At 36.6% G+C, this 11,383-nt stretch carries 7 protein-coding genes and 1 pseudogene; all 8 read left to right on the forward strand.

What is annotated here, in order from left to right; all coding sequences use genetic code 11:
* Window positions 1-706 (forward strand): annotated as a pseudogene (locus DK861_RS11225) (hypothetical protein); the annotation flags it as partial.
* Window positions 703-2,904, forward strand: a complete 2,202-nt coding sequence (locus DK861_RS11230) for a hypothetical protein (protein WP_109400149.1) — start codon at window positions 703-705, stop codon at window positions 2,902-2,904. The pseudogene DK861_RS11225 and the gene DK861_RS11230, both read left to right, overlap by 4 nt.
* A gap of 65 nt (window positions 2,905-2,969) precedes the next feature.
* Complete coding sequence (locus tag DK861_RS11235) at window positions 2,970-3,740, forward strand: hypothetical protein (protein WP_109400150.1); 771 nt, start codon at window positions 2,970-2,972, stop codon at window positions 3,738-3,740.
* 442 nt (window positions 3,741-4,182) lie between these two features.
* Window positions 4,183-4,518, forward strand: coding sequence for a hypothetical protein (locus DK861_RS11245; RefSeq protein WP_109400152.1), 336 nt, complete (start codon window positions 4,183-4,185; stop codon window positions 4,516-4,518).
* A 199-nt stretch (window positions 4,519-4,717) separates the two neighbouring features.
* Window positions 4,718-4,972 (forward strand): PAAR domain-containing protein, encoded by a 255-nt coding sequence (locus tag DK861_RS11250; protein WP_072063441.1) that lies wholly within the window; start codon window positions 4,718-4,720, stop codon window positions 4,970-4,972.
* Window positions 4,973-6,370: a hypothetical protein gene (locus tag DK861_RS11255; RefSeq protein ID WP_109400153.1), complete on the forward strand. Its 1,398-nt coding sequence runs from the start codon at window positions 4,973-4,975 to the stop codon at window positions 6,368-6,370.
* The gene (locus DK861_RS11260; RefSeq protein ID WP_109400154.1) at window positions 6,370-9,690 is read left to right on the forward strand and encodes an ImcF-related family protein; all 3,321 of its coding nucleotides are present in this window, start codon (window positions 6,370-6,372) and stop codon (window positions 9,688-9,690) included. Before DK861_RS11255 ends, DK861_RS11260 begins: the two co-directional genes overlap by 1 nt.
* A 45-nt stretch (window positions 9,691-9,735) precedes the next feature.
* Window positions 9,736-11,355: a type VI secretion system protein TssA gene (tssA, locus tag DK861_RS11265; protein WP_109400155.1), complete on the forward strand. Its 1,620-nt coding sequence runs from the start codon at window positions 9,736-9,738 to the stop codon at window positions 11,353-11,355.
* Window positions 11,356-11,383 lie beyond the last annotated feature (28 nt).

Genomic DNA, 11,383 nt, shown 5'->3' on the forward strand with positions numbered 1-11,383 from the left:
CCTATTAACCGGCTGTTTATCATTAAAAGAAAAAGCTGCGATTAAAGCGGAGCAAGATAGAGCCGAACAACAACGTTTAATCGCCGAAGAAATTAAAAGTTATGGTCCTCCCACCGTCATTTACCGTATTGATGACCACCGCTTTTTTACCTTGGAGCAATATAATGAAAGACGTGAGGGGATCACCTATTACAACAATACAAAAAATAATATCCATCAAGAAATATTATACGGCTCAGCCTGTTTATACCAAGGACGCCTAATCTGGGCGACCGAGCGCGATGATGCTTTAGTTTTCCCTGCGGTACTGAGTCGAAAAACCGATCAATGTGCAGGCACTAAATGGGGGTGTGTTAACGCTATTCTTGTCACCTTGGATGGTGGGAAAAACTTTAGACCCACAAATGGGGGGTTTGGTATTCATACTGATCATCCCGGTTACTACTCTTCTTTTTTCGATATTATTGTAACTGATGAGGGGTTTTATTTAGGGGAAACCGCTGTCAGTCGCCGAGAAGTTAATGATGAATTAGCTAAACCTTGGTGGCGAAAATTTTATTTTGATCCTACCGATTCAAATTATGTTCATAGTAGTCTCGGGGATAAAGAATCCCCCTCTTCAACACTAAAAACCCCTTCAGGGCAAACTCGTTTTGATTGCAGCGCCCCTTCTATTTACCCTATTTCACAGGCAGAAAAATTATGAGCAATAGTAAGCCAACCCGTTGGCTAAAACCCAAGGAATGCCTTGATGGTAGTCAAGAATGGCGTTCTATCACCCATGCTGCCAATATTGGAGCAGAAATCCATGCTAAACCCCACTTACCCGGAATTATTATTTTTGTTCATGGGGTGAACTCAGAAGGAGAATGGTATGACGATGCCGAACGAGAACTTTGCAAGGGGATTAATGAAAGACTGAATCTTACTGGTACAGCTTATGAGTTGGAAAGGAATAAATATTACCAACCTAAGTTTGTTTTAGATGAGAAAAATTATGATAATAGCCACTATATTTATGAAGAGCCTATTCGAACCTTAACCGAGTTAGGCTATTCCCCGGTGATCCGTTTTTATTGGGGATACCGTGCAACGGATGACGATTTAGGTCAGTATTGTATTCCATTAAAAAATAAAGCAGGAGAAAGCTATCACCGCTTAGTCAGTGAAATACTTAACCCCGAATACAGTCATGAAGATAAAAGATATTGGACCCCCGAAGATATAAAAAAATACAATATCGTACAAGAATACAACTCTCTGCCTTATCGTAAAAAACGCCTCTTTATTAATGAAAAAATTAAACATAAAGGCCCTTTTTTCTGGGGTGGAGGGCCATTTCAAAATGGCTGTAATAATTTAGTCAGTTTATGGAGTAAGAGTGGCTTTAGCAATCTCGCGATGTTATGGACCGTGATCCCAACGCCAATCCCTTTTAATGTACAGACCTTTAACCCTGAATCAGACCGGTTATTAACAAAGTCTCCTCCTCGTCACTATTATGCTCATGCTGTAAAACGGCTAGCCAATTTAGTCAAGAAAATACGTGAATACAATTCCCATGATACCGTTACCATTATTTCACACAGCCAAGGCACGATGATAGCGTTAGCCGCAGCAGCAATTGAAGCTCCTGATAGCCTCTTTGTTTTAAATTCTCCCTATGCTACCGAAGATAAATTTTTAAATAGCTACTCTTATATTTACAGTGAAAATATTGATCAAGCACAGCGTGAAGCCACGCTAAAAGCAATCATTGATAAGATTGCAAAAAACAAAAATAGATTAAAGGGATCGCCTTGTGGATATTCAAGTCTAGTTGTCGGAGAAAGTGAAGATAAAAAAAGTTGGACTCCTGATGTAATTATATATAAAGGGAATAAGCTTGATATTAGAGATAACGAGAATAAAGAAAATAAAAAAAATATCGAAATAAATAAGGAAAAATTCACTAAAGGTGAATTTATTAAAGAAAGAGATAATCACGGGCGGTTCTATATTTATTGTAATCCACACGATCGCGTAATGGGCTCATCACCGTTAGAAAGTATTGGTTGGTGCCCGCTTCCTAATACTAAAGAAAGAGGACAAATACAGCATCATCCATTATTTGACCTTGAGCATCCACCCTATATCAGAATGCTGGCACGTAATACGCCTTGTGGTGGAAAACCTAACCCAAAAACCATATTTACTGATGCAAATAGACTATTTAGTGATGGTAATATTTTCTGGGACAGTAATACCAAAACATTAGAAGGCTTAGCGTGGCCTGAACCTTCAGCGAATATTTCACTAAATATTAATGCCCCAGAAGTACCTCACCCTATTACACCAGCCGAATTGGCAACTTTTGATGAAGATTTTACCGTAATAGAAAAAAAAGAGGAGAAACCAACCCCTGAAATTAATATCAATGCTGATAATCAGAAACAAGAGATACCTTTAGGTCAAGGTTATGGGCAATTAATATATAACCCCAAAAGTAGGAGCTATGAGCCCAAAGATGCCGAATATTACTTCTATAAAGATCTCTATTCTTATCAACATCGTATTTGGGTTGAACTCACCCCAGAAGAGAAGAAAATACTCCAGAATAATCCACTATTAGATCCTCAAGAAAAAAATGCAACTACAAAATATGAAACCTTAGAAGAGATGAGAACACGTATTCGCGCATATAATCAACGCCCTACTGATCATGGTACATTACCAAGAAATTCACTGTTTCTTCGTCGTGTAGTCACTTATGATTTACCTATTGGTTATTGTGAAATAGGTAGAAGTCCAGAAAAAATGGATGAGTTAAGAAAATATGCGGATTGGCTAAGTGGCTTAGATAGCTATATGGAGAAAGGTGTATTAGATATACCTGAAATGCCCGAAATAATAAAAAAGCCATAAAAGAAAAAATATTAATTATCTAAAAATCACTTTAAATAAATCAGCACAATTAAAAGGAATAAGCCATGTTATTGCATCGTATTAAGTTCTCATTACTGTTTATTTTTAGTACCACACTATTAACCGGCTGTTTATCATTAAAAGAAAAAGCCGCGATTAAAGCAGAACAAGATAAGATTGAGCAACAACGTCAATTAGCCGAATTACGGAAAACCTTTAAACCGCCCGTGGTCATTTACCGTATTGACGACCACCGTTTTTTTACCCTTGAAGAATTTAATGAAAAACGAGAAGGCTATACTTTTTATAACAACACACAAACGCAAGCCCACTTTAAAGTGTATAACGGTTCGGCATGTAACTTTCGTGGCCATTTAATTTGGGCTGCCACACAGGATGATTATATCGCTTTTCCTGCTACATCCAGTAATTGGCATGGTTGCGCAGGTCGGCGTGATGGTTGCCAGAGTTCGGTTTTACGCTATTATAGAGGTGAACTTGTTCCATTAATTAGGCCGTTGGGAAATAAAACACTTAATCCAGTTCATGAGACCACCTACTTCACTATTGTGGTCACAGATACTGATTTTTATATTGGCGAAAGTTCTAATTCTTCTACCTTGGCATATCCTTTAGATAATTTATATTGGGAAAAATATCCTTATCCAACACTAGAAGAAGTGGAAAATAATAAATGGAAACCTCATACTCTAGAAGCTCCCCTCTCTGGTATAAGAACACCTTCAGGACAAACCCGATTTGATTGCAGTGATCCTTCCATTTCCCCGATGTCAAAACTAGGTGACTATGGGCGAGATTATATAATTAAAAAATAATATTTATCATCATACCGAAATAAAATAACACCATGTAAATAAGGATAATTATGCTATTACTTCGACAAAAATGGCCCACACTTTTAATATTTAGCATCACCTTATTAACCGGCTGTTTATCATTAAAAGAAAAAGCCGCGATTAAAGCAGAACAAGATAAGATTGAGCAACAACGTCAATTAGCCGAATTACGGAAAACCTTTAAACCGCCCGTGGTCATTTACCGTATTGACGACCACCGTTTTTTTACCCTTGAAGAATTTAATGAAAAACGAGAAGGCTATACTTTTTATAACAACACACAAACGCAAGCCCACTTTAAAGTGTATAACGGTTCGGCATGTAACTTTCGTGGCCATTTAATTTGGGCTGCCANCATGGTTGCGCAGGTCGCCGTGATGGTTGCCAAAGCTCGGTTTTACTCTATTCTAAAGGAAAATTAATGCCACTCATTACACCGCTTGGGAATAAGACGCTTAATCCTGTACATGAGACCACTTATTTTACTATTGTGGTAACGGATAGCTATTATTATATTGGGGGAAGTTTTAATTCTTCTACCCAAAATATTCCACTAGATATTTCATATTGGAAAAAAGAGCCCTATCCAACCCTTGAAGAGATAAAAAATCGAACATGGAAACCTCATACTCTAGAAGCTCCCCTCTCTGGTATAAGAACACCTTCAGGACAAACCCGATTTGATTGCAGTGATCCTTCCATTTCCCCGATGTCAAAACTAGGTGACTATGGGCGAGATTATATAATTAAAAAATAATATTTATCATCATGCCGAAATAAAATAACACCATGTAAATAAGGATTATTTATGTTAAATCTCATTTTCCTGGTATTATTATTTTTTCATGGATAAATTAAGAGAGGGAATATTATTCCATTAAAGAAGACAATATTTAATTGATTAAACAAAATATTATAATTAAACAATATCAAAAAATCTATTTAGAGAAAATAAAATGAAAAATATTATTCGACTCGGTGACCCCACATCACATGGAGGTAAAGTTATATCATCAAGTTCTACTCTTATTGTTGATGGGAAAAGTGCCACTCTTCTTTATGATACTGTTTCATGTCCTCTACACGGAGATAATCAAATTATTGAAAGTAGCTCACATTATAATGAGGATGGTAAAGGAATTGTATTTGATGGTTGTAAGACACAATGTGGTGCTATTATTTACTCAACTTCTAATGATATGGAAATATAAATGAAATATTGGACACCTCCTTATAATCCACCACATTGGGTAAATAAACCATTTCCATTATTAACTGTAAGTAGCACAATACTATTTATAAATTTAATTTATTTTTTTATATTGAAATTTATAATAAAAACAAATTTCAATAGTTATGTCATAAGTCATGATGGTGTAATATTATCTTCAGTTATTTTTTTAATTTCTCTACTGTTATTATCTTCATACACTCTATTTTGGGAAGTAAAGAAAACTCTTTATATTTACTGGTGTTTTTGGCAAGCAGATTTACTAACTAAATGGATAAAGTTAAAGCAAGATAAGTTATATTTAATCTATTCAAATATAATATCTAACAACTCATCAATCATTTCCAACTTCAATAACGAAAACACATTTGAAAAAACAAAATCAAACAATAAATTAATAGATTTAGAAAGAGAAAATATTGTTGGTGAGGAAAGAGTTTTTTATATAGTAAAACTTTTAACAAATAGTATCAAGGATATAAAAATTAGTAAAAATGAAAACCATTTAATTATAATAAATAGTTTATTTGAACAGAGTGACTTTATAAAAAACAAATTAGAATCATTTTTTGATAACTACCTAAATAATTATGAGATCATCTTTCAAAAAAAACCAGACTATAGCAAACAATTAAATTTAATTAGAAGCAAGAAAGTAACTACATTTATTTTCTCAATCAACAACTATTCATTATCTACTAATGAAGAAAATGAATTTGCAAGTTTAATTATACTATCTCATAACCAAGGAAAGGAATTTTTAAAATTATTTCAACCAATGCCATTTAATATGGATAATATAGATGAGAGCATCAAAACAATGACATTAATTCAACAACAAAGTAATAAGGATATAAAACAGGTCAATTTTATTGATATTGAAGAAGTAAATTCAAGCAATATCTTAATAAAGTTAAGAAACGAAAAAAGCTATCAATTATCCTTAGAAAGCTATCCACAAGGTTATTTTTTTTATGAATATATAGACAATTACAAAGAATTATCCATATATCATTTAGTAGCACTAATTTCCCTATCAAAATTCAGAAAAAATAGCCAGCTTTTATTTTATAAACTAGATGGCATCTACTACTGCCAAACAATAGGAACTAAAAAATCATATATTAAAAATCATTATGCAAACATACCAAAATCATCATTCCCAATAGGTACAGTTCTTGTGGGTTTTTTCACTTTTATTTCCATTGTTATTAAAAATATCATTGAAAATGTAGAGTTTGATAATGAAAGAATAATCATTGTTTCAACTTCGTTTCTTTTTACTATTATAATAATTAGTGTGATTAAAAAAATTTACATTAATTTTTACTGGGAATTTTATTTTTTAAAAACGCTCAATAAAAAATGGAATTTATAATGAAATCAAAAATAACTCGATATATTTCAATATTTATCATTCTTTCAATAATTATATTAACTACAATTGTATTTTTATTTGTCATATTTAATAAAGTATCGATAACTGCAACACAATCTTACTTATTAGTTTTTTCAATTACACTCTCTTTAATTGTACTTTTTTTTCTTTCTCGTTATTTAAAACCCAAGATTACTATAGATATTGACGATGAAAATAATGATAAAAAAAATATAACCAACAAAAAAAATAACACCTTAAATATAAAAGAAAATGGTTCTTTTATTTACAAAACTAAATTATCAATCCAACTCCTTATTGGCACCTCCTCTTCTATCGAAAAACTCGCTCCTAATCTAACGACTGAACGCTGGCAAGAAAATAACGGTACATTGCTTATCTATGGTGGCGATATCCATCAACCTATTGATGAAAATTTAATTCAAGATTTAAAACAACTGCGTCGCCGCCGTCCGCTTGATGCGGTTATTTGGGTCTCTGAGAATAGTCTATCGCAACAACCATTGGGCCATTCTTTATTTAATCACTTAAACCCAGCCAATACAGACATCGCAAGCCGTTATTTCCACCAGCTCTTTCGTCAATTACGCTGGCAGGCGCCTATTTGGCTATGGAACGTCAGTAATAACGGTGAAATAACCGCAGATGAAACACCTACAGTGCTTTATTCAGTCCCCTTAAAAGCCACTTCTGAAACACTTTCCAATGACTTAAAAATACTTTTACCTGCATTAGTGGAACAAGGTACACACGCTGTCTTACATAATCAAACACACACTTATTTATTAGCTTTAGCACGCTTTTTACAGCATGAAGGATGTGAAAAACTCGCCAATAACTTGGCGCCACTTTTATCGGGTTATCGCTCATTACCCTTTGCGGGCGTGCTCTTTAGTACACCTGTTCGTGAGAATCTATCTTCATCTTCCACAACATCGTTAAATAACCAATGGACAGAGAATACACACTGGAAAGCGCTACTCTCTGCAAATAAACAACTTCCACCACAATTAAAAGCTTCACCGTTAGGTTTAAATTCAAAACGTATTTTGCAATATACCGTCGCAACGGCCATGACGTTGTGGGGCATTGGTATGGTGGTCTCTTACTTTATGAATCGCCAATTAATTACTCAAAGCCAGCAACAAGCGCAGTTGGCAACGGATAATCACCAAACTGAACTTGCGCGTTTACAAGCCCAATATGGTTTGCAACAAACATTAGGGTTATTGAGTTATCGCGAACAGACTGCGGTGCCATTTTGGTTACGTTTTGGCTTAAGTAGTAACAATCAATTGCTCCATCATTTATGGCCGGTTTATAGCCAGTCCATGTTGCCATTATTACGTGACTCGACCCAACAGCGCCTCGAAGCTTATCTTCAAAGCTTTGTGCAGCTTCCACCTGAAAGTGCTGAACGCATAGAAGGCGCGCAATCTGCTTATCAAACACTGAAAGCTTATTTAATGATGAGCGAACCGTCTCGTATCGAACCCGCTTTTTTTACTGAAAATGTGCTCAATATTTGGCATCAAAATGAAGATCTAAAAGACGGTGAATGGCAAACATTAGGCACTGAGCTATTAACCTTCTATGCCTCTCAATTGCCGTATCATAATGAATGGACTATCAAGCCTAATCGTAATTTAGTCGCCGGAAGTCGCACTATTCTTATTCGTCAAATTGGTCAACGTAATGGCGAGTCTGCGCTTTACCAAAAAATCTTACAGCAAGCCCAACATAACTTTGCGGATATGACGCTAGATGATATGACGGGGGATACCGATGTCAGTTTCTTACTCAGCACCACTGAAACGATACCCGGTATTTTTACGCGTAAAGCCTGGGAAGAGTCGATTGAACCTGCGATTAAAAAAGCTGTTCATGAAAGACGAGAAGAAATAGATTGGGTATTGAGTGACACACAAAAAGAGGCCGATATTGATATCTCACCTGAAAAACTGCAACAAAATCTCACCGAGCGCTATTTTAATGATTTTTCAGGCAGTTGGTTAAGCTTTCTCAATGGTTTACAGTGGCGAGAAACACAGAGTTTATCTGATACAATTGATCAGCTCACACTTATGAGCGATATCAGACAGTCCCCCATTATTGCACTGATGAATACGCTTTCTTATCAAGGTAAAACCGGTCGCCAGCAAGAAAAGCTCGCTGACTCTTTTGTGAATTCCGCCAAAGATTTATTAAACAAAGAGCAACAACCAGTAATTAGCCAAAAAGCAGCGTTCACAGGCCCTCTAGAGCCTGTTTTTGCACCGATACTGACTTTTACTGATCCGCAATCTGCAGTACAAAATAGTGATGCATTAAGCTTACAAGCTTATCTTACACGTGTAACGCGGGTGCGTTTAAAACTCCAACAAGTAGTTAATGCACCTGATCCCCAAGCGATGTCTCAAGCCTTAGCCCGCAGTGTTTTCGAAGGAAAAACGGTCGATTTATCCGAAACACAAGATTACGGAAGCTTAATCGCCGCAAGCTTTGGTCAAGAGTGGAATGGCTTTGGGCAAACACTACTGGTACAACCGATATCTCAAGCATGGCAACAGCTATTAGCGCCGACTGCGCAAGGTATCAATACCCAATGGCGAAATGCGGTTGTGAATGACTGGAATAGCGCCTTTGGTGGACGTTATCCACTCAAAAATACGCAAAGTGAAATCTCACTGCCTCTTATGGCGCAATATTTACGCCCTGATAATGGGCGTATTCAACGTTTTCTTGAAACTCATCTTAACGGAGTTTTACATAAAGAAGGGACGCACTGGGTACCCGATACCACCAATGCCCAAGGCTTAACGTTTAACCCCGAGTTCTTAAAAGCCTTAGATAAATTAAGCTACTTAGGGGATGTGGTTTTTGCGAATGGTGAAGCGCGTCTTTATTTTGAATTACGCCCAGGAACATCTCCTGACATTATGCAAACCCATCTTATGATAGATAAACAGTCTCTTATCTATAATAACCAACAACCGCAATGGCAGCGCTTTGTTTGGCCAGCAGATACCGTTGCCCCTGGTGCATCACTCAGTTGGATCACAACGAATACAGGCACACGTATTTATGGCGATTATCGTGGCGTCTGGGGCATCATTCGGTTGCTGGAGGATGCCAATATCGTCCCTTATGCCGGTAGCACCAGCAGTTATTCTGTCAGTTGGAAAACCTTAAATGGACAGTTACTTAACTACACCCTAAGAACGGAAATGGGTGATGGTCCAATTGCACTCTTACAACTCCGTAATTTTGTTTTACCGGAAAAAATTTTTTTGGATTAAATAAAAATCACATTCCCTAATATCTCAAAAGGAAATACGCTCACTATGTCCTTATTGGATACCTTAATCTCATCATGCTTTGCTGATGATACAAACAAAGCGCAACAACTTGCTCAACAACAAATCAATTTATGGGATCGTTGGCTATTACCCATTACTCCTAATCAACCTGTTGGTGATGATCCCAGCTATGAAGATGACTTTGAGCGAATGAAAGAAGAAGTTAATAAACTCTCTGGTGCCGATACGGAGCTCATTTGTTTACTTGCTGAAAAGTTGCTACTTAATACCTGCAAAGATGTGCGTGTTGTAACTTATTATATTTGGGCACGCTTGCACAAAGAAGGTGAACACGGACTTGCCGATTCTTTGGGGCTTTTGGCTGGATTACTTATTCGCTATCACGACACATTATTACCGAACCGAGCCACTAGTCGGAAATCTGCTTTAGAGTGGTTATCTGGGCAACGTGTTTTAGATAGCTTATCGCTTTATCCCGAGGTCGATCAGAATGAATTTTCTCGTATTATCGCCTTATTAGCCACCATTGAAACAGAGCTTGGAACATGGAATGAAACTGAAAAGCCACAATTTTCAGGATTATATCAAGCACTCGAAAAACGCCTAGCTCAATCAGGCGGGACAAATTCATTAGTCCCACAAAACATTAGTCGGACTGATCCAACTTACAACAGTTCCACTTCTCCTTTAATTTCACAGAGCACACCAATAGAGACCATACAGTCGGGTCGTGAATTATTAGAACAATCCAAAATGCTCGCTAATTATCTACGTAATCAATCTCATGGTTGGTTAGCAGGACATAGATTAATGAAAGTGGTGAGATGGGATACGATCCATCAACTTCCACCACAAGATCAGCAAGGTCGTACTCGCCTTTCACCACCAAGAACCGATGCAAGAGCACAACTTAAACGCCTCTATTTACAACAAAGCTGGGGGGAACTGGCGGAGCAAGCGGATAAGCTTTTTGCAGAAGGTGTTAACCATTTTTGGTTAGATGTGCAATGGTATCTCTATCAAGCACTTAGTAAATCCCCTGCACCTTGGAATGCATGGTCTGATATTATAAAAAACGATTTAAAACAATTCCTTACCCGTCTTCCTGATTTAGAGAAACTCTCATGGGAAGATGGCACGCCATTTGCCGATGAAGTCACATTAAGTTGGATAAAACAACATGTTATGGAAGAAAACTTTGATGTCATGCAAGGGTTATCAACTAATGTTCCTAATCAATCTGAAGATCAATCAATACTGGCATTAGAAACCGAAGCTATCTTACAAGCTGATAATGAAGGTATAGACGTTGCATTAAAATGGCTACAACATCGCCCTGATATTAGCACTTCAAGACAAAAATGGTTATTAAATCTCATAATGGCACGAATAGCAGAACAATTTGCTCGCCACGATCTGGCATTAAATTTATTGCGCGAACTCGATAAAAAAGCACTTTCTATGTCGTTAACACAATGGGAGCCCAATTATATTTTTGAAGTGAAGGCACGACAACTTCATCTTTTCCGAGCCAAAATTCAACGTAACACCTCAGATAAATCCCGTATAGAACAACAGATGGAACTATTACTTAGTGAATTAACTGCTATCGATCCCGTTCGCTCTGCAATTTTATATTCCTAATCTTTCACTCGAAAAATCAAGGTATCAA

Origin of the sequence: Proteus sp. TJ1640, assembly GCF_003144445.1 — a bacterium.
Taxonomy (GTDB): domain Bacteria; phylum Pseudomonadota; class Gammaproteobacteria; order Enterobacterales; family Enterobacteriaceae; genus Proteus; species Proteus penneri.

Bases quoted from the DNA above. Each gene is read 5' to 3' on its own strand.
- DK861_RS11230 (WP_109400149.1), top strand. From the start codon at position 703: ATGAGCAATAGTAAGCCAACCCGTTGGCTAAAACCCAAGGAATGCCTT.
- DK861_RS11245 (WP_109400152.1), top strand. From the start codon at position 4,183: ATGCCACTCATTACACCGCTTGGGAATAAGACGCTTAATCCTGTACAT.
- DK861_RS11235 (WP_109400150.1), top strand. From the start codon at position 2,970: ATGTTATTGCATCGTATTAAGTTCTCATTACTGTTTATTTTTAGTACC.
- DK861_RS11260 (WP_109400154.1), top strand. From the start codon at position 6,370: ATGAAATCAAAAATAACTCGATATATTTCAATATTTATCATTCTTTCA.
- DK861_RS11255 (WP_109400153.1), top strand. From the start codon at position 4,973: ATGAAATATTGGACACCTCCTTATAATCCACCACATTGGGTAAATAAA.
- tssA (WP_109400155.1), top strand. From the start codon at position 9,736: ATGTCCTTATTGGATACCTTAATCTCATCATGCTTTGCTGATGATACA.
- DK861_RS11250 (WP_072063441.1), top strand. From the start codon at position 4,718: ATGAAAAATATTATTCGACTCGGTGACCCCACATCACATGGAGGTAAA.